The sequence below is a fragment of the Pseudomonas sp. PLB05 genome, from assembly GCF_021106615.1.
In the GTDB taxonomy this organism is placed as follows: Bacteria; Pseudomonadota; Gammaproteobacteria; order Pseudomonadales; family Pseudomonadaceae; genus Chryseomonas; species Chryseomonas benzopyrenica.
Window position 1 is genome coordinate 198,906 of the sequence record NZ_JAJOHO010000005.1, and the last position, 20,221, is coordinate 219,126.

The window sequence follows — 20,221 nt, forward strand, 5'->3', positions numbered from 1 at the left end:
CCGGGCGACCTCGGCGTTGCTGATCTGACAGTTGCAGATTAGGCCAAGGGCCCTGAACGCTGCCTGAACTCGTCCTGAACGCCAGCTGAACGATCACCAGGGCAGGTCAAGGGCGACGAACGGTAGCCCTTGCCGAATCGGTATCCCGGGTGGCTCAGGGGAGCTTGCCGAGGCAGCCGCCGAGGGTGTCGGCCACCTGTTGCAGCAGGGTCGCATAGCCCTGGCTATCGACCGGAATGCGGGCCCCCAGGGGATCGAGCTCCACCAGGGTCACCGGCAGGCCGCTGCTCAGGGTGGTGGCGATCTTCGGCTGCAGCGGCGGCTCGGTGAAGACGCAGGTCGGACCGGCCGCCTTGAGCTCTTCACGCATGGCGGCCACATGGCGCGCGCCGGGCTGGACGTCGGCGCCCAGGGCGAAGACGCCACGATGCCCCAGGCCATAGGCTTCCTCGAAATAGTCGAAGGCCTCGTGGAAAACGAAGTAGGGCTTGCCGGCCAGCGGCGCCAGCTGGGCGCGCAGGGCCTGGTCCTTGGCGGCCAGTCCACGCTCGAAGGCCTTGAGGTTGGCCGCGTAGCGACTGGCATTGGCCGGATCGGCCTGGCTCAGGTCGGCCGCGAGACGCGTGGCGATCACCCGGGCATTGGCCGGGGTCAGCCAGAGGTGGGCATCCAGGCTACCAGGGCGGTGGTCATGGTCGTGGGCGTACTCGGGCGCCGCACCGTGCTCGTGCTCGTGCTCGTGCTCGTGCTCGTGCTCGTGCTCGTCATGATCGTCGCCCGGCTCATGGGCGTGCTCGGCGCCGAAGCGACGCAGGTGCAGGCCCGGCAAGTCCTGGATGGCCACGCTGGGGCCCTGGCGTTCCTTGAGCACCGCCGGCAGGAAGGTCTCCAGATCCGGGCCGATCCAGTAGACCAGCCCGGCCTCGCGTACCTGGCGCAGGTCCGAGGGCCGCAGGGCGTAATGGTGCGGCGAGGCGCCCGGCGGCAGCAGCACGGCGGGCTGGCCGGCGCCGTCCTGGATGGCCGCGGCGATCAGTTGCAGGGGTTTGATGCTGGTCAACACCTTCACCTCGGCCTGGGCGGGCAGCAGGGTGCAGGCGAGCAGCAGGGAAGCGACGAGGGGTAGGAGGCGTGGCACGTGAAAATCCCGATTCTTAGGAGAGGTGCAATATAATAACGTCCTGGCTCCCAAGGTACCGTTTCATGTCCGACGCCCCCCTGGCCTTTCGGCCTCACGATCATTCGCGCTGCGTCGCCCACGCCCTGGCCGAGGCCGACGAACTCTGCAGCCGCGCTGGCGTGCGCCTCACCGAGCTGCGCAAGCGGGTGCTGGAGCTGGTCTGGCAAAGCCACAAGCCGCTCGGCGCCTACGACATCCTGGCCGTGCTCAGCGAGCAGGACGGTCGCCGCGCGGCGCCGCCCACCGTCTACCGGGCACTGGATTTCCTTGTCGAGAACGGCCTGGTGCACCGCATCGCCTCGCTCAACGCCTTCGTCGGCTGCAATCATCCCGGCGAGGCCCACCAGGGGCAGTTCCTGATCTGCCGCAGCTGCCAGGTGAGCATCGAACTGGAACAACCCGCCGTGCACCAGGCCATCCTCGACGGCGCCAGCGCCGTGGGCTTCCAGGTGGAAGGCCAGACCGTGGAAGTGGTCGGTCAGTGCGCCGCCTGCCGGAAGCAGGCATGAGCGAGGCGCTGATCCGGCTGCAGGATGTCGGTGTGACCTTTGCCGGGCAGCCGGTGCTCGATCAGGTCAGCCTGACCCTGGATCCCGGCCGCATCGTCACCCTCATCGGCCCTAATGGCGCCGGCAAGACCACCCTGGTGCGCAGCGTGCTCGGGCTGCTCACGCCTGATCGCGGTAGCGTCTGGCGCCGCCCGCGGCTGCGCATCGGCTACATGCCGCAGAAACTGCAGGTGGACGCCACCCTGCCGCTGTCGGTGCTGCGCTTCCTGCGCCTGGTGCCGGGGGTGACCCGCGCCAGCGCCCTGGCCGCCCTGGGCGAAGTGGGCGCCGAGGGCGTCATCGACAGCCCCCTGCAGAGCATTTCCGGCGGCGAGTTGCAGCGGGTATTGCTGGCCCGCGCCCTGCTCCGCCAACCCGAGTTGCTGGTGCTCGACGAACCCGTGCAGGGCGTCGACATCAATGGCCAGAGTGAGCTGTACCGGCTGATCGGCCAGTTGCGCGAGCGTCATGGTTGCGGCGTGCTGATGGTCTCCCACGACCTGCACCTGGTGATGGGCGCCACCGATCAGGTGATCTGCCTGAATCGCCACGTCTGCTGCTCCGGGCACCCCGAGCAAGTCAGTGGCGATCCGGCCTACCAGGCACTGTTCGGCCAGAGTGCGCGCAATCTCGCCGTCTATCACCACCACCACGATCACGCCCACGACCTGCATGGCAGCGTGGTCAAGACGCCGCACGTCCATGGAGCCCACTGCAAGCATGGCTGATTTCCTGCTGTATGCCCTGCTCGCCGGTCTCGCCCTCGCCCTCGTCGCCGGCCCCCTCGGCTCCTTCGTGGTCTGGCGGCGCATGGCCTACTTCGGCGACACCCTGTCCCATGCCGCCCTGCTCGGGGTCGCCGTGGGCTTCCTGCTGGATGTCAGCCCGACCCTGACCGTTACCGTCGGCTGCCTGGCATTGGCGGTGGTGCTGGTGGTGCTGCAGCGCCGTCGCGGCCTGGCCGCCGACACCCTGCTCGGCATCCTCGCCCACAGCACCCTGTCACTGGGCCTGGTGGCGCTGTCGTTCATGCACGAGGTGCGGATCGACCTGATGAGCTATCTGTTCGGCGATCTGCTGGCGGTGGGCCCCAGCGATCTGCGCTGGATCCTCGGCGGCAGCGCCGTGGTGCTGGTGGCTTTGGCCTGTCTGTGGCGCCCGCTGCTGGCCATCACCGTGCACGAGGAACTGGCCCAGGTCGAAGGCCTGCCGGTGACCTGGATCCGCCTGGCGCTGATGCTGCTGGTGGCCATCGTCATCGCCGTGGCCATGAAGATCGTCGGGGTTCTGCTGATCACCTCGCTGCTGATCATCCCCGCCGCCACGGCCCAGCGCCATGCCCGCAGTCCCGAGCAGATGGCCTGTGGCGCCAGCCTGCTGGGCATGGCCGCCGTGTGCCTGGGGTTGACCCTGTCCTGGTACCAGGACACCCCGGCCGGACCCTCGGTGGTGGTGGCAGCCGCCGGGATGTTTCTGCTGGGCTACCTGCTGCCCCGCCGCGCCTAGTCGTCCTAGGGCGCCTGCCAGACCGCTTGGCTTACCTCCACCGCCCGGGGAATCAGCCCCTGGGCCTTGAAGATGTCGGCGGTCTGTTGCTGGGTGGCGATGATCTCCGGCGTCAGCGCCGTCGCCCCGTAGCGGGTGCGTGCCTGCCAGGTGGCGATCACCGCTTCCGGCAGCCCGATCTGCTCGGCCAGGATGCGCGTCACCTCCGGCTTGTGGGCATTGGCCCAGGCACCAGCCTTGGCCAGTTCCGCCAGCAACAGGCGGATCGCCTCGGGATGGGCATCGGCGAAGCGCCGCGAACCCTCATAGAAGCTGTTGGCGTGCAGCAGACCTTTATAGTCGGCCAGCACTCGCACCGGCTGGCCTTGCTGGATGGCCGCCAGATAGGGATCCCAGACCACCCAGGCGTCCACCGAACCGTTGACGAAGGCGGCGCGGGCATCGGCCGGCGGCAGATAGACCGGCTGGATGTCCTTGAAGCTCAGCCCGGCCTTTTCCAGGGCCGCGACCAGCAAAAAGTTGGCGCTCGACCCCTTCTGCACGGCCACCTTCTTGCCCTTGAGTTCGGCGACGTCGCGGATCGGCGAACCGTCCGGCACCAGGATGGCTTCCACCGCCTCGCTGGCCGGTTCGGCGCCCAGGTAGACCAGATCGATCCCCGCCGCCTGGGCGAAGATCGGTGGCGGGGAGCCGGTATAACCGACGTCGATGCTGCCGGCATTGAGGGCTTCCAGCAATTGCGGCCCAGCCTGGAATTCGCGCCAGCTCACCTGATAGCCCTGGGCCCCTAGGGCCTGCTCAAGGGTGCCCTGGGCCTTGAGCACGGCCAGCAGACCGCCGCCCTTCTGATAACCGATGCGCAACGGCTGGTCGGCGGCCTGTACCGGAGCGAGCACACCGAGCGCGGCTAGCAGAACGGCGCCTTGCGCCAGCCATCGTCGGAGAGAGGAACGAACCATGGTGACCTTCCTTATATTCCATTTGGAAAGGTCAGCCTGGCCTATCTAGACCTGAATGTTTAATACATTTCTCTGCTAAGGCTATGCCCAGGCCAGGCATCAATGGCCGGCCAAGGTCCGATTGACGCTGGCCCCAGGATCGCGCCACCCTGCGCCAGCGGCGGCCATCGGGGCCGCCGAGCCTATCGGAGCCCGCCATGCCTTTTCTGATCGAGACCTTCGACAAGCCGGACAGCCTGGCCCTGCGCCAGCAGCATCGCCCGGCTCACCTGGATTTCCTGCGCGAGAACGCCGCCGCCCTGCTGGCCTGCGGTGCCAAGCTCAGCGATGACGGCGAGACCGCCAGCGGCAGCGTCTATATCGTCGATGTGGAAACCCGCGCCGAGGCCGAAGCCTTCATCGCCCGCGATCCCTTCACCACTGCCGGGCTGCCTGGCGAAGTGCGTATCACCCGCTGGCGCAAGGCGATTCTGGACGGCAAGGCCTTCGTCTGAGCCAAGCCACGGCGGCCTGCCCTGGCCGCCGCTGGCCTAGCGCAAGCTGGCTTAAGAACACCTTAAGCCTGGCACAATGCCATCTGAATCAACGTTGTTCGCCGCCGTTGCAAGTTCACACTTCTAGTAATCGCTTCACAGAAAAGTGATGCAGCGCAAGAAAAGCCGGAGTTTTCCCGCCGCTACCGCAAGGAAGCTAACGAACTAGCCTAAGCTCACCGGGCTCAGATGATCTGATGCGCCGACATCCGTTCCCCACGCCCGTGGAGACGCTGTCTCGCTTAGCTAGTACAGAGGACTCAGCATGACCAAGACCACGCCTGAAAAGGATCTGCGCATCGAGACGATCCGCGGACTGGCGCTGTTTCTGATGGTAGCGGGCCACGTGATCGGCAGTTCGTCCACCCTCGGCATGAAGGTGCCGGACGACTCCGTGCTGCGCTATCTCTACGATTCTCTCGTCTACGTACGGATGCCGCTGTTCACCGCCATCTCCGGTTACGTCTATGCGCTGCGCCCGGTGAATACCGGCAGCGACCTGTCACGCTTTTACCAGGGCAAGTTCAAACGCATCGGCATTCCTCTGCTGGTGGTGTCGACGCTGTTCTTCGCCTTGCAGATGGCGGTGCCCAACACCAACTACAAGCCGCAGTTGACCGATATCTTCAGCATCTACTTCTTCAGCTACGCGCACTTCTGGTTCCTGCAGTCGATCTTCTGCATCTTCGTGGTGATCGCCCTGTTGGAAAAGGCCGGACTGCTGCTGACCCTGCGCAACTTCGGCCTGGTGTTCGCCGTGGCCCTGGCGGCGTCCTTCGCCTGGGAGAGCTTCCCGGACCTGTTCAGCCTCTACAAGGCGGTGCAGCTGTTCCCCTTCTTCCTGCTGGGCCTGGGTCTCTACCGCTTCGGCGCGCAGCTCATCACCCAACGCAATGTCGTGACCATGGCCGTGGCCCTGGTGATCCTGGTGGCCATGGACCAGGCCTATCTGTTCGAACTGGTCGATCTCGACGAGACCGACATGGCCATCATCGGTACCGCCTTGGGTCTTGCCGCCATCAGCCTGCTGATCGCCCGCCGCTTCTACTTCAAGCCGCTGGCCTGGCTAGGGTACTTCTCCTTCGAGATCTACCTGTTCCACGTTTTCGGCACCGCCGGGGCGCGCATCGTGCTGAACAAGCTGCAGGTGCACGACACCTGGGTGGTGTTCACCGTCAGCATGGTCATGGGTCTTTTCCTGCCGGTGGCGCTCAAGCTGGTGCTGGAACGGATCAGTCCGCTGCACTTCCTCAGCGTGGCCTTCTTTGGCGCCAAGACGCGAGTCAATCGCGCCACACCGCCACTGCAAAAGAAAGCCACGGCCTAGGCGACCTGCAAGGGCGACCGGCCATGAAAAAACCCACGCCTTGGCGTGGGTTTTTTATTGCCTGGCCCGTCACTCGACGCTGAGGACGACGCGACCGCGGGTAGGGCACTGCTCCATGCAGCGATGGGCTTCGACGAACTGCGCGAAGGGAAAGACCTGCTTGATCTGCGCCTTGAGCAGGCGATCACGGGTCAGTTGGTCGATGTGCTGCAAGGCTTCACGCACCGCGGCGCAATCGGCTTCCAGGCCCATCTCCGGCTGGCCGGTGAAGTCCTGCACGCAGTGGATGTAGAGCTTGAATTTCTTCTTGAAGGCCGCACAGGCCGGCAAGGGGGTCTGGTTGCCGCCGTTGAGACCATAGAGCAGCAATCGGCCGCGGGGCGCCATGGCCTCGCCGAGCAGCGCCAGTTGCGGACCGCCCAGGGCATCCAGGGCCACGTGCACGCCAACGCCGTCGGTGATGCTGGCGATGCGGCTGACCAGATCCTCTTCCTCGGCGGCGATGACCCTTTCCGCGCCCAGTTCGCGCAGGTAGTCACGGTCGGCGGCGTCGTGGGTGCTGGCGATGACCCGGGCACCCAGGGCCTTGGCCAGCTGGATGGAGGCCGGGCCGCAACAGCGACTGGCATCGGTGATCAGTACCCATTCGCCGGGCTGCAGCCGCGCCTGGTGCATCAACGCGGTATAGACGGTGAGCAGTGGATTGTAGTGCACCGCAGCTTCCACCGGGGTGAGCACGTCCGGGTAGCGCACCAGGGAGGTGGCTGGATAGACCAGGTCGTCGCCATAGGCCGGATAGCGATTGATGTCGTGGCCGAGAAAGCTGGCCACGCGATCGCCCACCGCCAGGTCGGCCACGCCTTCGCCCAGGGCGGTGACCACCCCGGCCAGCTCGCAGCCGAGACCGGCCGGCGGCACGGCCTGTTCAGGGGCCAAATTCTGCCGCCAGAGCACGTCGTACCAGCTCACGCCGATGGCCTCTACCCGCACCAGCACCTCGCCTGGCCCCGCCACGGGCGTGGGCCGGTCGATGCAGGCAAGCACCTCCGGCGGGCCGAATTGGGTGAACTGGATCAGGCGGGACATGGCACTACCTCGCGTTGATGCCGACCCCGGAACCGTTGCCGAGGCGGACTGCTTATGGCTAGGACTCTAACCAGCCTTGCCTTAGGATTCTATGCATCCCCATCGATAATGGACATCGGGGGTATCGATCCACTCCCTATCGGGGCCTGAATGAACCGTACCGATCTGCGCCGCGTCGACCTCAACCTGCTCATCGTGTTCGAGACCCTGATGCTCGAGCGCAGCGTCACCCGTGCCGCGGAAAAGCTATTTCTCGGCCAGCCGGCCATCAGCGCCGCCCTGGCGCGACTGCGCACCCTGTTCGACGATCCGCTGTTCGTGCGTACCGGGCGCAGCATGGAGCCGACCCCCCGGGCCCAGGAGATCGCCGCCCTGCTGTCGCCGGCCCTGGACCAGATCTCCAGCGCGGTGAGCCGGACCCAGAGTTTCGAGCCGGCCAGCGCCGACCGGGTGTTTCGCGTCGGCCTATCCGACGACGTCGAATTCGCCCTGCTGCCGCCGCTGCTCAGGCGCATCCGCATCGAGGCGCCGGGCACCACCCTGGTGGTGCGGCGAATGAACTACCTGACCGCCGCCGGCATGCTGGCCTCCGGCGAGATCACCGTGGCGGTGGGCTATACCGAGGAATTGCCAGCCAATGCCAAGCGCCGCCCGGTGCGCCGCTTCGGCTTCAAGGTACTGCGCGCCGACAGCAAGCCCGGGCGCCTGACCCTGGACGAATACTGCGCCCGCCCCCATGCCCTGGTGTCCTATGCCGGCGACCTCACCGGCTATATCGACGAATTGCTCGACAAGCTCGGCCGCCAGCGCAGGGTGGTGCTGGCGGTGCCCCAGTTCAACGGCCTGGGCTCGCTGCTGGCGGAAACCGATCTGCTGGTGATGGTGCCGGACTACACCGCACGCCTGCTGGCCAGCACCGGCGGCCTTCGCTACGAAGACCCGCCCGCCGAGCTGAACGACGGCGGCCATGAATTGCCCATGGCCTGGAGCGGTGCCCAGGATCACGACCCCGGCGAGCGCTGGCTGAGATCGCGCATCCAGATGTTCATTGGCGATCCGGACAGTCTTTGAGACACGGATCCTGCTCTCGACCCGGCGAAGGGCTCAACCGCGGCCCTTTCCAGCGAGGGCCATCACCGCCAGCGATACCTACAGCAAAACCATCACCGTCATCGATAAATAAGTTCGAGCCCTTCGATTCGTCGTCGCCCTTCCCCGGCGGCAGACTCGCCTCCCTGACCTCTTTCCACCTCGGGCGGACTCGAACATGGATCTCTTCGCGAAAACCCTCGGCCCCCTGGCCCTGACCTCTACGCTATTCCTTGCCGCCTGCGGCGATTCCCATCCCCAGGCCAGCGCCGCGCCGCCCGCGCCCAAGGTGAGCGCCGCCGAGGTGCTGCGCCAGCCGGTGGTGGAATGGGACGAGGTGACCGGCCGGCTGGAAGCGCCCGAGTCCGTGGTGGTCCGTCCCCGCGTCTCTGGCTACGTCGACTGCGTCCTGTTCCACGAGGGTGCCCGGGTCAAGCGCGGCGACTTGCTGTTGCAGATCGATCCGCGCCCCTTCCAGGCCGAGGTCAAGCGCCTCGAAGCCGAGCTGCAACAGGCCCGCGCCAACGCCAGCCGCACCGCCGACGAAGCCGCCCGGGGCGAACGCCTGCGCAGCAGCAACGCCATCTCCGCGGAAATCGTCGAGGCCCGCCGCAGCGCCGCTCAGGAAGCCAAGGCCAGCGTCGCCGCCGCCCAGGCGCAACTGGACGCCGCGCGTCTGAATCTGGGCTTCACCGAAGTGCGCGCCGCCATCGACGGCCGCGTCGGCCGTGCCGAGGTCACCGCCGGCAACCTGGTCAACGCCGGCGACACCCGCCTCACCACCCTGGTCTCCACCGACAAGGTCTATGCCTATTTCGACGCCGACGAGCGCGTCTTCCTCAAGCAGCAAGCCCTCGCCCGCCAGGGTCAGCGCGGCACGGCCAGCCCGGTCTACATGGCACTGTCCAACGAGGACGACTTCTCCCATGAAGGCCACATGGACTTCATGGACAACCAGCTCGATCCGCGCACCGGCACCATCCACGGCCGCGCCGTGTTCGACAACGCCGACGGCCGCTTCACCCCGGGGCTCTATGCCCGGCTGCGGCTGGTGGGCAGCGGCACCTACGAAGGCACCCTGATCCAGGACGCCGCCGTAGGCACCGACCTGGGCAAGAAATTCGTGCTGGTGGTGGATGGCCAGAGCAAGACGGCCTATCGCACCGTCGACCTGGGCCCACGCCTGGAAGGCCTGCGTATCGTGCGCAAGGGGCTGGAAGCCGGCGATCGCATCGTGGTCAACGGCCTGCAGCGGGTGCGCCCGGGCATGACCGTCGACGCCCAGTCGGTGCCCATGGCCGATGCCACCACCCTGGCCGCCCTCAAGCGCCAGCGTGACGCGGTCCTGGCCAGCCTGCCGGCGCCCACCCAGCCGCTCAAGGTGGGTAGTCGCTAGACCCCAGGCTCCACCCCGTCCCGTTTCAGACTTTCACCCGTCCAGGCATCGCGGTATTGCGGTCATGGTGGTTCGCCACTGCGACCGCTCCTACAGTGGCATCCGTACCTGTAGGAGCGGCCCATGGCCGCGATGGCTGCGCCTCTGCACGCCTTTCGCTCAAGGACTGCTCCGATGAACTTCTCCCAGTTCTTCATCCGCCGGCCGATCTTCGCCGCCGTGCTCTCGCTGATCATCCTGATCGGCGGGGCCATCTCGCTGTTCCAGTTGCCGATCAGCGAATACCCCGAGGTGGTCCCGCCCACCGTGGTGGTGCGCGCCACCTTCCCCGGCGCCAACCCCAAGGTGATCGGCGAGACCGTGGCCGCGCCCCTGGAGCAGGCCATGAACGGCGTGGAGCACATGCTCTACCTGTCGTCCCAGTCCACCGCCGACGGCAAGCTGACCCTGACCATCACCTTCGCCCTGGGGACCAACCTGGACACCGCCCAGGTGCAGGTGCAGAACCGCGTCACCCGCACCCTGCCCAAGCTGCCGGAAGAGGTGCAGCGCCTCGGCGTGACCGCCGACAAGGCCTCGCCGGACCTGGCGATGGTGGTGCACCTGACCTCGCCGGATCAGCGCTACGACATGCTCTATCTGTCCAACTATGCCCTGATCAACGTCAAGGACGAGCTGGCACGGCTGGACGGCGTGGGCGATGTCCAGCTGTTCGGCATGGGCGACTATTCCCTGCGCGTCTGGCTCGATCCGGACAAGGTCGCCTCGCGCGGCCTGACCGCCAGCGACGTAGTCACCGCCATCCGCGAGCAGAATCGCCAGGTCGCCGCCGGTGCCCTGGGCGCGCCGCCAGCGCCGGGCAGCACCAGCTTCCAGCTGGCCATCAACACCCAGGGCCGCCTGGTGGATGAGGAGGAATTCGCCAACATCATCGTGCGCGCCGGCAGCGACGGCCAGATCACCCGGCTGCGCGACATCGCCCGCATCGAACTGGGCTCCAACCAGTACGCCCTGAGATCGCTGCTGAACAATCAGCCGGCGGTGGCCATCCCGATCTTCCAGCGCCCCGGCAGCAACGCCATCGACCTGTCCAACCAGGTACGCGCCAAGATGGCCGAGCTCAAGCAAAGCTTCCCCCAGGGCATGGACTACGAGATCGTCTACGACCCGACCATCTTCGTGCGCGGCTCCATCGAGGCCGTGGTGCACACCCTGTTCGAGGCCATCATCCTGGTGGTGCTGGTGGTGATCCTGTTCCTGCAGACCTGGCGCGCCTCCATCATCCCCTTGGCAGCGGTGCCGGTGTCGCTGATCGGCACCTTCGCAGTGATGCACGCCTTCGGCTTCTCGCTCAATGCGTTGTCCTTGTTCGGCCTGGTGCTGGCCATCGGCATCGTGGTGGACGACGCCATCGTGGTGGTGGAAAACGTCGAGCGCAACATCGGCCTCGGCCTCGATCCGGTAGCCGCCACTCGGCGCGCCATGGGCGAGGTGACCGGGCCCATCATCGCCACCGCCCTGGTGCTCTGCGCGGTGTTCGTGCCGACCGCCTTCATCTCCGGTCTCACCGGGCAGTTCTATCGGCAATTCGCCCTGACCATCGCCATCTCCACAGTGATCTCGGCCTTCAACTCCCTGACCCTGTCGCCGGCCCTGGCCGCGGTATTGCTCAAGGGCCACGACGCGCCCAAGGACCGTTTCTCGCGGCTGCTCGACCGGCTGTTCGGCGGCTGGCTGTTCGCGCCCTTCAACCGCTTCTTCGACAAGGCCAGCCACGGCTATGTCGGCGCCGTGCGCCGGGTACTGCGCGGTGGCTCCATCGTGCTGGTGCTCTATGTGGTACTGCTCGGCCTGACGGGCCTGGGCCTGATCAAGACCCCCACTGGCTTCGTGCCGCCCCAGGACAAGCAGTACCTGGTGGCCTTCGCCCAATTGCCCGACGCCGCCACCCTGGATCGCAGCGAAGAGGTCATCCGCCGCATGTCGGCCATCGCCCTCAAGCATCCCGGCGTGGAAAGCACCGTGGCCTTCCCCGGCCTGTCCATCAACGGCTTCACCAACAGCCCCAACAGCGGCATCGTCTTCGTGACCTTGAAGCCCTTCGAGGAGCGCCGTGATCCCCAGTTGTCGGCCGGCGCCATCGCCGCGCAGCTGAACGGTGAATTCGCCGCCATCCAGGAATCCATCATCGCCATCTTCCCGCCGCCACCGGTGCAGGGGCTGGGCAGCATCGGCGGCTTCCGCCTGCAGGTGGAAGACCGTGGCAACCTGGGTTACGAGGAGCTCTACACCCAGACCCAGAGCGTGCTGGCCAAGGCCCGGCAGCTGCCGGAGCTGGCGCCGGAGTCGCTGTTCACCAGCTACCAGGTCAACGTGCCGCAGATCGATGCCCATATCGACCGCGAAAAGGCCAAGACCCACGGGGTGCCCATCGACGCCATCTTCGACACCCTGCAGGCCTACCTGGGCTCGGTCTACGCCAACGACTTCAACCGTTTCGGCCGCACCTTCCAGGTCAACGTCCAGGCCGACCAGCGCTTCCGCCTGGAGCCCGAGCAGATCGGCCAGCTCAAGGTGCGCAACGACCGCGGCGAGATGGTGCCCCTGTCCACCTTCGTCAAGATCAGCGATACCGCGGGGCCTGACCGGGTGATGCACTACAACGGCTTCCTCACCGCCGAGATCAACGGCGCGCCGGCCCCGGGCTACAGCTCCGGCCAGGCCCAGGCGGCCATCGAGGGACTGCTCAAGCAGGAACTGCCCAACGGCATGACCTTCGAATGGACCGAGCTGACCTATCAGCAGATCCTCTCCGGCAATACCGCCCTGTTGGTCTTCCCGCTCTGCGTGCTCCTGGCCTTCCTGGTACTGGCCGCCCAGTACGAGAGCTGGAGTCTGCCGCTGGCGGTGATCCTGATCGTGCCCATGACCCTGCTCTCGGCCATTACCGGGGTGATCCTGGCCGGCAGCGACAACAACATTTTCACCCAGATCGGGCTGATCGTGCTGGTGGGCCTGGCGTGCAAGAACGCCATCCTCATCGTCGAGTTCGCCAAGGACCAGCAGGCCACCGGCAAGGACCGCGTCGCCGCGGTGCTGGAGGCCTGCCGCCTGCGCCTGAGACCCATCCTGATGACCAGCTTCGCCTTCATCATGGGTGTGGTGCCCCTGGTGACCTCCACTGGTGCCGGCGCCGAGATGCGTCATGCCATGGGCGTCGCGGTGTTCTCCGGGATGCTTGGGGTGACCTTCTTCGGGCTGCTGCTCACGCCGCTGTTCTATGTGCTGGTGCGCGCCTTCGTCGAGCGTCGCCAGGCCCGTTCCGCCGTTGCTCAGGAGGCCCAGGCATGAAGGCTTTCGCTCCCCTGCTGCTGGCGCTGGCGGTTTCCGCCTGCGCCGTCGGCCCGCACTACCAGGCGCCTACCCCGGCGCCGGCCCAACTCAAGGCCAGTCAGCAATCCGCGGTCTATGACCAGGGTCGCTTCGAGGCACTCTGGTGGCGCCAGTTCGAGGACCCGACCCTCAACGCCCTGGTCGCCAGCAGCCTGGACGGCAACCGTGAATTGCGCGCCGCCTTCGCCCGGCTGCGTGCCGCCCGCGCCCTGCGCGATGACGACGCCAACGACCTCTATCCGACGGTCACCAGTCGCGCCAGCAGCCAGCTCGGCAAGGCCCAGCAGCCCGGGCTGACCGAGCAGCGAGTCAATAGCGAGCGCTATGACCTGGGCCTGGACATGGCCTGGGAGCTGGACCTGTTCGGTCGGGTCCGCCATACCCTGGAAGCCAGCGATGCCCGCGCGGAAGCCGCGGCCTCGGATCTCGCTGGCCTGCAGGTCAGCCTGATCGCCGAACTGGTGGACGCCTATGGCGACCTGCGCGGCGCCCAGCTGCGCGAACGCATCGCCCGGGACAACCTGGGTAACCAGCGCGAGGCGCGCCGCCTGACCGTGACCCTCAGGGACGAAGGCATGGGCAGCGACCTGGACGTGCAACGCAGCGAAGCGCGCCTGGCCGCCACCGAAGCCAGCCTGCCGGAATTCCAGGCCCAGGCCACCCGTGCGCGCAACCGCATCGCCACCCTGCTCGGCCAACGCCCGGATGCCCTGAGCGTGGATCTCTCACCCAAGGCCCTGCCGGCCATCGCCAAGCGCCTGCCCATCGGCGATCCCGGCGAATTGCTGCGCCGGCGCCCGGACGTGGCGGCCGCCGAACGCCGGCTGGCCGCCGCCACCGCCGACGTTGGTGTGGCCACCGCCGACCTCTTCCCGCGGGTCAGCCTCTCGGGCTTTCTCGGCTTCACCGCCGGACGCGGCTCGCAGATCGGCAGTAGTGCCGCCCGCGCCTGGGGCCTCGGCCCGAGCATCAGCTGGGCCGCCTTCGACCTGGGCAGCGTGCGCGCCCGCCTGCGCGGCGCCCGTGCCGGTTCCGACGAGGCCCTGGCCAACTACGAGCAGCAGGTGCTGACCGCCCTGGAAGAGAGCGCCAACGCCTTCAGCGACTACGGACGGCGCCAGGAGCGCCTGCAGGCGCTGATTCGCCAGTCGGTGGCCAGTCGTGCCGCCGCCGACCAGGCCGAGATCCGCTATCGCGAAGGCGGTACCGACTTCCTGGTGCTGCTTGATGCCCAGCGCGAACGCCTGGCCGCCGAGGACCAGCAGGCCCAGGGCGAGATCGAGCTCTATCGCGGCATCGTTGCCCTCTATAAGGCCCTGGGTGGCGGCTGGGACGTGCAGCCCGCCCGTCTCGCCCAGGGTAACGCTTCCCCCGCGCCGGCGCTCTGACGCTGGCGCTTACCCCCGACACGCGTGTTCTCTTGCTCCTTTGGCGTGTCGGGTTTTTTCTTTGCACTACCCGGTGCGGCGCCCAGGGTGCCGCACCGGGTGCCCTCCTCCGCACAGATCTGAGCAAAAGCCCGTATTAGAGGTCTTAGTGAGACCCGCACAGCGCCTGCCAGGTGTTTGAGACCCGTGCTGGACACGGCGTGCCTGTTTCCTAATATTTTGTAAGGGAGACAGGGCTAGGATTTTGTGGTCTCTCTTTTATTATCACCTTAGGTTATTAAACCTTCGGTTCTTGTACGAAACTCGAAGATCGATTCCTCCACCTCTCGCCGTCTTGGCGATCTCTGCGTGGACGGATCGAATGCCGCTCGAGGTCTCGAGGGAGCCCCATCTATCCACCGCCGTGAGGCGCTCAGCTAAAGGATGCAGGCATGGTATTGGCGCTGATCATCGCGTTGCCCTTTCTAGGAACACTGCTATCGCTGGCGACTGATCGCTTCGGGCGGCGTGCCTGTGCCCTGGGTACCGCCATAGCGCCTGCCGTAGCCCTGGCCCTGCTGGCCACGCAATTGCCGGCCGTGCTCGACGGCGCCGTGCTGCTGCAGCGACTGGACTGGCTGCCGGCCCTGGGCCTGAACCTCAGCCTGCGCCTGGACGGCCTGGGCCTGATGTTCGCCCTGATGATCCTGGTCATGGGCCTGCTGGTGATCCTCTATGCCACCTATTACCTGGGCAAGGACGAGTCGGTCGGCCGCTTCTTCGCCTACCTGCTGCTGTTCATGGGCGCCATGCTGGGCGTGGTGCTGGCGGAAAACCTGCTGCTGCTGATGGTGTTCTGGGAGCTGACCAGCCTGTCATCCTTTCTGCTGATCGGCTTCTGGAGCCATAGCAAGGAAGCCCGCCAGGGCGCGCGCATGGCCCTGACCGTCACCGGCGGCGGCGGCCTGGCCCTGCTCGCCGGCATCCTTTTGATCGGCCATATCGTCGGCAGCTTCGAGTTGACCGACGTGCTCGCCGCCGGCCCGCTGATCACCGGCCATGCCCTCTATCCACTGGCGCTGATCCTGGTGCTACTGGGCGTCTTCACCAAGTCCGCGCAATTTCCCTTCCACTTCTGGCTGCCCCAGGCCATGGCCGCGCCGACGCCGGTGTCGGCCTATCTGCACTCGGCGACCATGGTCAAGGCCGGGGTCTTCCTGCTGGCGCGGCTCTATCCGGCGTTGGCCGATTCGGAGTGGTGGTTCTACATCGTCACCCTCACCGGCCTCACCACCCTGGTGGTGGGCGCCATCCTGGCGCTGTTCCAGCACGACCTCAAAGGCCTGCTGGCCTACTCCACCATCAGTCACCTGGGCCTGATTACCCTGCTGTTCGGCCTCGACACCCAGCTGTCCACCGTGGCAGCGGTGTTCCACATCCTCAACCACGCCACCTTCAAGGCCTCGCTGTTCATGGCCGCCGGCATCATCGACCACGAGACCGGCAGCCGCGACATGCGCCGCCTGGCCGGGCTCTGGCGCTACATGCCGCATACCGCGGTGCTGGCCATGGTCGCCGCCGCGGCCATGGGCGGGGTGCCCCTGCTCAACGGCTTCCTGAGCAAGGAGATGTTCTTCAACGAGACCCTCAATCACGGCCTGTTCGGCAGCTTCAGCTGGGTCGTGCCGGCGGTGGCGGTGCTCTACGGGGTTTTCTCGGTGGCCTATTCGCTGCGCTTCATCCACGACGTCTTCTTCAACGGCGAGCCGCGCGACCTGCCCCACTACCCACCTCATGAACCGCCGCGCTACATGAAGATCCCGGTGGAGATCCTGGTGCTGCTCTGCCTGCTGGTGGGCGTGGTGCCCGGCTACACCGTGGCGCCGCTGCTGGCCGCGGGTGCCAGCGCCGCCCTTGGCGGCAGCCTGCCCGACTACAGCCTGGCCATCTGGCACGGCTTCAACACCGCCCTGGTGATGAGCATCCTGGCCATGGTCGGCGGCGTACTGGTCTATGCCTTCCGCCAGCCCCTGTTCCGCTGGCAGGAGGGACTGCCCGACGTCGACGCCCGCCTGGTCTTCGAGCAGAGCCTGAACCGGCTGATCGGCTTCGCCCAGCGGCTCACCGGGCGCCTGGAGAGCGGCTCGCTGCAGGGCTACATCGCGCTGATGCTGGCGGCCACCCTGGTGCTGCTGGTGGCGGCGCTGTCGGGGCTGGACAACCTCGGCGGTCCGGTCGCGCTGTCGCCCTTCGATCCGCTCACCGCCCTGGGCCTGGGCATCCTAATGCTGACCGCGGTACTGACGGTGTTCTTCCACCGCAACCGGCTCAAGGCCTTGATGACCCTGAGCACCGTGGGCCTGATCGTCTCGCTGCTGTTCGCCCGCTACTCGGCGCCGGACCTGGCCCTGACCCAGCTGTCGGTGGAGGTGGTGACGATCATCCTGCTGGTGCTGGCGCTGTTCTTCATGCCGGATCGCACCCCCATCGAATCCAGCAGCCTGCGCGGCCTGCGCGACGTCCTGCTGGCCGGCGGCCTGGGCCTGCTGGTGGCGCTACTGGCCTATGCCGTGCTAACCCGCCCCTACGAGGGCATCGGCGACTTCTTCCTGGCCAACTCGGTGTCCGGGGGTGGTGGCTACAACGTGGTCAACGTCATCCTGGTGGACTTCCGTGGTTTCGACACCCTCGGCGAGATCACCGTGCTGGCCATCGCCGCCGCCGGCGTCTACGGCCTGCTCAAGCACCTGCATCTGCCGCATCCGCTGGTCGACCCCAAGGGCACGCCCTGGTCGCGCGACAGCCACCCGATGATCCTCAACAACGTGGCGCGGGTGCTGCTGCCGCTGGCGTTGCTGGTATCGGCCTTCATCTTCGTGCGTGGCCACAACCTGCCCGGCGGCGGCTTCATCGCCGGCCTGATCACCGCCATCGCCCTGATCCTGCAGTACGTGGCCCATGGCGTGACCTGGACCCAGCGGCGCCTGCCGATCAGCTACCACGCCATCTGCGGCCTCGGCGTGCTGATCGCCGCCCTGACCGGACTGGGTTCGCTGGCCTTCGGTCACCCCTTCCTCACCACCGCCTTCGACTACTTCGCCATCCCCCTGATCGGCAAGACCGAACTGGCCACCGCCCTGATCTTCGATCTCGGCGTCTACCTCGCCGTCGTCGGCGCCACCCTCCTGATCCTCTCCAACCTCGGCCATGTCAGCCGGGACGAGACGGACAAGGACGGCTCCAGCCAGGAGGTGCTCTAACATGGAAATCCTGTTCTGCACGGCCCTTGGGGTCCTCACCGCCAGCGGTGTCTACCTGCTGCTCCGGGCGCGCCTCTATCCGGTGGTGCTCGGTCTCACCCTGCTCTCCTACGCGGTCAATCTCTTCCTGTTCGCCATGGGCCGCCTGCGCACCGGCGTGCCGGCGGTGATCGGCAAGGCCGCCGAGCAAGCCGATCCGGTGCCCCAGGCGCTGGTGCTCACCGCCATCGTCATCGGCTTCGCCATGACCGCCTTCGTGGTGGCCCTGTCGCTGCGCGCCCTCGGCGAGTTGCGTACCGACCATGTGGATGGCGAGGAGCCGCGCCGATGAAGCACCTGATCATCCTGCCGATTCTCGTACCGCTGTTCATGGGTGCCTTCCTGCTCATGCGTCCGCGGCTGTCCGCCAGCACCGCGCGCGGGCTGTCACTGCTGGCCACCTGGACCCTGCTGCCGCTGGCACTGCTGCTCCTGCAGCGAGCCAACAGCGGTCAGCTGGAGGTCTATGCCCTGGGCGACTGGCCGGCGCCCTTCGGCATCGTCCTGCTGCTGGATCGCCTGGCCGCGCTGATGCTGGTCAGCGTGGCGGTGCTGGCCGCCGGGGCGGCGCTCTATGCCTGCCGCGGCGACGACAAGCGTGGCCCGGATTTCCATGCGCTGTTCCAGTTCCAGCTGCTGGGCATCAATGGCGCCTTTCTCACCGGCGACCTGTTCAACCTCTTCGTCTTCTTCGAGATCCTGCTGATCGCCTCCTATGCCCTGCTGGTGCATGGCGCCGGCCCCGCCCGGGTCCGCGCCGGCCTGCACTACGTGGTGCTCAACCTGGTGGGCTCGGCGCTGTTCCTGATCGGCATCGGCCTGCTCTATGGCCTGCTCGGCACCCTGAACATGGCCGACCTTGGCCTCCGGGTCGCCAACGCCGATCCCGAGCAGGCGCCGCTGCTGGCCGCCGCGGGCTTTCTGCTGCTGGTGGTCTTTGGTCTCAAGGGCGCCATCCTGCCGCTGTACTTCTGGCTGCCCAGCGCCTATTCCGCCGCCAGCGCCCCGGTCGCCGCCCTGTTCGCCATCATGACCAAGGTCGGGCTCTACGCCATCGTCCGCGTCTTCCTGCTGGTATTCGGCACGGCCGCCGGACCCCTGGCCCACTATGTCCTGCCCTGGCTCTGGCCGCTGGCGGCGGTCACTCTGGCGGCCGGGGTGTTCGGCGCCCTGGCGGCCCATCACCTCAAGGCCCTGCTTGGCTACCTAGTGGTCATCTCGGTAGGGATGCTGCTGACCGGCGTGGCCCTGGGCAGCGTCGCGGGCCTGGCCGCCAGCTTCTTCTACCTGGTGCACAGCACCTGGATCGCCGGCGCCCTGTTCCTGCTGGCGGATCTCATCGCCCAGCAGCGCGGGGCGCAGGGCGATACCCTCAACAGCGGTCCGCAGCTGGCTCACCCACGACTGCTCGGCGGCCTGTTCTTTCTCGGTGCGGTATCCGTCGCCGGCCTGCCGCCCTTCCCCGGCTTTCTCGGCAAGGTGATGCTCTTGCAGGCTACCGGCACCGCCTGGCCGGCATTGATCATCTGGCCGGTGGTGCTGCTGGGCGGCCTGGGCATGATCATCGCCCTGTCCCGCGCCGGCACCACGCTGTTCTGGCGCGGCAACAGCGCCGCCCTGGACGTCCGCCTCGATCCGGTCCAGCTCGCCGCCACCCTCGGCCTGCTGCTGGGCAGCCCGCTGCTGATGGCGCTGGCCGCGCCGCTGCACGGCTACGCCTTGGAAACCGCCCGGCAATTGCTGGACGTCACACCCTACTTCGACATCGTCCGGGGGGTTGGCCCATGAAACACTGGCTACCGCACCCACTGCTCACCGGGTTGCTGACCCTGACCTGGCTGCTGCTCAACAACAGCCTGAGTCTGGGCCAGCTGCTGCTGGGTCTGCTGCTCGGCTGGGGCATCCCGCTGCTGTGCCAGGACTTCCTGCTGCACGCGCCCCGGCTGCGCCGCCCGGTCCTCCTGCTGCGCTACATGCTGATGGTGGTATACGACATCATCGTCGCCAACCTGCACGTCGCCCGCCTGGTGCTGGGCCGGACCGAGGCGCTCAAGCCGGCGTTCATCGAGGTGCCCATCGACATCGAGGACGAATTCCTGCTCACCCTGCTGGCCTGCGTGGTATCCCTCACCCCCGGCACCGTTTCCTCCGGCCTCAGCGGTGATCGCAAGACCCTGCTGCTGCACGGTCTCGATGTCGCGGACAAGGACGCGGTGATCCATCAGGTCAAGACGCGCTATGAAGCCCCGCTCAAGGAGATCTTCGAATGCTCACCTACGTGACCCTGCTGTGCATGGGGATGATGGGCGTGGCCGCCGTGCTCAACGTCTATCGCCTGGTGAAGGGACCGGACATCCCGGATCGGGTGCTGGCCCTGGACACCCTCTACATCAACGTCCTGGCGATCATCATCCTGTTCGGTATCTGGCTGGCCACCGACGTCTTCTTCGAAGCCTCGCTGCTCATCGCCGTAACCGGTTTCGTCGGCACCGTGGCGCTGGGCAAGCATATGCTGCATGGCGAAATCATCGATTAACA

17 protein-coding genes are annotated in these 20,221 nt (G+C 66.9%); 14 read left to right on the forward strand and 3 right to left on the reverse strand.

The window, feature by feature from the left end; translation table 11 throughout:
* Nucleotides 1–154 precede the first annotated feature (154 nt).
* A complete protein-coding gene (gene znuA / locus LRS53_RS21010; RefSeq protein WP_231357201.1) occupies nt 155–1,138 on the reverse strand; it encodes a zinc ABC transporter substrate-binding protein ZnuA in 984 nt (327 codons plus the stop codon).
* A gap of 65 nt (nt 1,139–1,203) precedes the next feature.
* On the opposite strand from znuA, the gene LRS53_RS21015 reads away from it, so the two are divergent.
* Genes LRS53_RS21015 through znuB form a run of 3 tightly spaced genes read left to right on the forward strand, consistent with a single transcriptional unit; the run spans nt 1,204 to nt 3,234 of the window.
* Entirely contained in the window at nt 1,204–1,689 is a 486-nt protein-coding gene (locus LRS53_RS21015) for a Fur family transcriptional regulator (RefSeq protein WP_017642325.1), read from the forward strand.
* Entirely contained in the window at nt 1,686–2,456 is a 771-nt protein-coding gene (gene znuC / locus LRS53_RS21020) for a zinc ABC transporter ATP-binding protein ZnuC (RefSeq protein ID WP_064309197.1), read from the forward strand. The genes LRS53_RS21015 and znuC overlap by 4 nt, the downstream gene beginning before the upstream one ends.
* Entirely contained in the window at nt 2,449–3,234 is a 786-nt protein-coding gene (znuB, locus tag LRS53_RS21025; RefSeq protein WP_173149828.1) for a zinc ABC transporter permease subunit ZnuB, read from the forward strand. Before znuC ends, znuB begins: the two co-directional genes overlap by 8 nt.
* A 5-nt stretch (nt 3,235–3,239) precedes the next feature.
* Here znuB and LRS53_RS21030 read toward each other — a convergent pair whose 3' ends face one another.
* Nucleotides 3,240–4,193, reverse strand: a complete 954-nt coding sequence (locus LRS53_RS21030; RefSeq protein ID WP_231357202.1) for a sulfonate ABC transporter substrate-binding protein — start codon at nt 4,191–4,193, stop codon at nt 3,240–3,242.
* Between the two features lie 197 nt (nt 4,194–4,390).
* On the opposite strand from LRS53_RS21030, the gene LRS53_RS21035 reads away from it, so the two are divergent.
* Nucleotides 4,391–4,687: a YciI family protein gene (locus LRS53_RS21035; RefSeq protein ID WP_017642329.1), complete on the forward strand. Its 297-nt coding sequence runs from the start codon at nt 4,391–4,393 to the stop codon at nt 4,685–4,687.
* A gap of 304 nt (nt 4,688–4,991) precedes the next feature.
* On the forward strand, nt 4,992–6,053 hold the full coding sequence (locus LRS53_RS21040) for an acyltransferase family protein (protein WP_017642330.1): 1,062 nt from the start codon (nt 4,992–4,994) through the stop codon (nt 6,051–6,053).
* A gap of 69 nt (nt 6,054–6,122) precedes the next feature.
* Here the strand turns inward: LRS53_RS21040 and LRS53_RS21045 are convergent, their stop codons facing one another.
* Nucleotides 6,123–7,139, reverse strand: a complete 1,017-nt coding sequence (locus tag LRS53_RS21045; protein WP_017642331.1) for a zinc-dependent alcohol dehydrogenase family protein — start codon at nt 7,137–7,139, stop codon at nt 6,123–6,125.
* Between the two features lie 150 nt (nt 7,140–7,289).
* Between LRS53_RS21045 and LRS53_RS21050 the strand changes: the two genes are divergently transcribed.
* From LRS53_RS21050 to LRS53_RS21090, 9 genes are all read left to right on the forward strand, one after another.
* A complete protein-coding gene (locus LRS53_RS21050) occupies nt 7,290–8,210 on the forward strand; it encodes a LysR family transcriptional regulator (protein WP_017642332.1) in 921 nt (306 codons plus the stop codon).
* Between the two features lie 196 nt (nt 8,211–8,406).
* Nucleotides 8,407–9,624: an efflux RND transporter periplasmic adaptor subunit gene (locus LRS53_RS21055; protein WP_231357203.1), complete on the forward strand. Its 1,218-nt coding sequence runs from the start codon at nt 8,407–8,409 to the stop codon at nt 9,622–9,624.
* A 174-nt stretch (nt 9,625–9,798) separates the two neighbouring features.
* Nucleotides 9,799–12,975, forward strand: coding sequence for an efflux RND transporter permease subunit (locus tag LRS53_RS21060; protein WP_231357204.1), 3,177 nt, complete (start codon nt 9,799–9,801; stop codon nt 12,973–12,975).
* Nucleotides 12,972–14,405 (forward strand): efflux transporter outer membrane subunit, encoded by a 1,434-nt coding sequence (locus LRS53_RS21065; RefSeq protein ID WP_231357205.1) that lies wholly within the window; start codon nt 12,972–12,974, stop codon nt 14,403–14,405. Before LRS53_RS21060 ends, LRS53_RS21065 begins: the two co-directional genes overlap by 4 nt.
* A 431-nt stretch (nt 14,406–14,836) precedes the next feature.
* A complete protein-coding gene (locus LRS53_RS21070) occupies nt 14,837–17,644 on the forward strand; it encodes a monovalent cation/H+ antiporter subunit A (RefSeq protein WP_231357206.1) in 2,808 nt (935 codons plus the stop codon).
* Nucleotide 17,645: 1 nt separating this feature from the next.
* Nucleotides 17,646–17,975, forward strand: a complete 330-nt coding sequence (locus tag LRS53_RS21075) for a Na+/H+ antiporter subunit C (protein ID WP_017642337.1) — start codon at nt 17,646–17,648, stop codon at nt 17,973–17,975.
* Nucleotides 17,972–19,471: a monovalent cation/H+ antiporter subunit D gene (locus LRS53_RS21080; protein WP_017642338.1), complete on the forward strand. Its 1,500-nt coding sequence runs from the start codon at nt 17,972–17,974 to the stop codon at nt 19,469–19,471. The genes LRS53_RS21075 and LRS53_RS21080 overlap by 4 nt, the downstream gene beginning before the upstream one ends.
* A complete protein-coding gene (locus LRS53_RS21085; RefSeq protein WP_093255114.1) occupies nt 19,468–19,965 on the forward strand; it encodes a Na+/H+ antiporter subunit E in 498 nt (165 codons plus the stop codon). The genes LRS53_RS21080 and LRS53_RS21085 overlap by 4 nt, the downstream gene beginning before the upstream one ends.
* Complete coding sequence (locus LRS53_RS21090; protein WP_007159900.1) at nt 19,950–20,219, forward strand: K+/H+ antiporter subunit F; 270 nt, start codon at nt 19,950–19,952, stop codon at nt 20,217–20,219. The genes LRS53_RS21085 and LRS53_RS21090 overlap by 16 nt, the downstream gene beginning before the upstream one ends.
* Nucleotides 20,220–20,221: the final 2 nt, after the last annotated feature.

Coding starts and splice junctions, on each gene's coding strand:
- LRS53_RS21015 (WP_017642325.1), top strand. CDS start 1,204: ATGTCCGACGCCCCCCTGGCCTTTCGGCCTCACGATCATTCGCGCTGC.
- znuC (WP_064309197.1), top strand. CDS start 1,686: ATGAGCGAGGCGCTGATCCGGCTGCAGGATGTCGGTGTGACCTTTGCC.
- znuB (WP_173149828.1), top strand. CDS start 2,449: ATGGCTGATTTCCTGCTGTATGCCCTGCTCGCCGGTCTCGCCCTCGCC.
- LRS53_RS21030 (WP_231357202.1), bottom strand. CDS start 4,193: ATGGTTCGTTCCTCTCTCCGACGATGGCTGGCGCAAGGCGCCGTTCTG.
- LRS53_RS21035 (WP_017642329.1), top strand. CDS start 4,391: ATGCCTTTTCTGATCGAGACCTTCGACAAGCCGGACAGCCTGGCCCTG.
- LRS53_RS21040 (WP_017642330.1), top strand. CDS start 4,992: ATGACCAAGACCACGCCTGAAAAGGATCTGCGCATCGAGACGATCCGC.
- LRS53_RS21045 (WP_017642331.1), bottom strand. CDS start 7,139: ATGTCCCGCCTGATCCAGTTCACCCAATTCGGCCCGCCGGAGGTGCTT.
- LRS53_RS21050 (WP_017642332.1), top strand. CDS start 7,290: ATGAACCGTACCGATCTGCGCCGCGTCGACCTCAACCTGCTCATCGTG.
- LRS53_RS21055 (WP_231357203.1), top strand. CDS start 8,407: ATGGATCTCTTCGCGAAAACCCTCGGCCCCCTGGCCCTGACCTCTACG.
- LRS53_RS21060 (WP_231357204.1), top strand. CDS start 9,799: ATGAACTTCTCCCAGTTCTTCATCCGCCGGCCGATCTTCGCCGCCGTG.
- LRS53_RS21065 (WP_231357205.1), top strand. CDS start 12,972: ATGAAGGCTTTCGCTCCCCTGCTGCTGGCGCTGGCGGTTTCCGCCTGC.
- LRS53_RS21070 (WP_231357206.1), top strand. CDS start 14,837: ATGGTATTGGCGCTGATCATCGCGTTGCCCTTTCTAGGAACACTGCTA.
- LRS53_RS21075 (WP_017642337.1), top strand. CDS start 17,646: ATGGAAATCCTGTTCTGCACGGCCCTTGGGGTCCTCACCGCCAGCGGT.
- LRS53_RS21080 (WP_017642338.1), top strand. CDS start 17,972: ATGAAGCACCTGATCATCCTGCCGATTCTCGTACCGCTGTTCATGGGT.
- LRS53_RS21085 (WP_093255114.1), top strand. CDS start 19,468: ATGAAACACTGGCTACCGCACCCACTGCTCACCGGGTTGCTGACCCTG.
- LRS53_RS21090 (WP_007159900.1), top strand. CDS start 19,950: ATGCTCACCTACGTGACCCTGCTGTGCATGGGGATGATGGGCGTGGCC.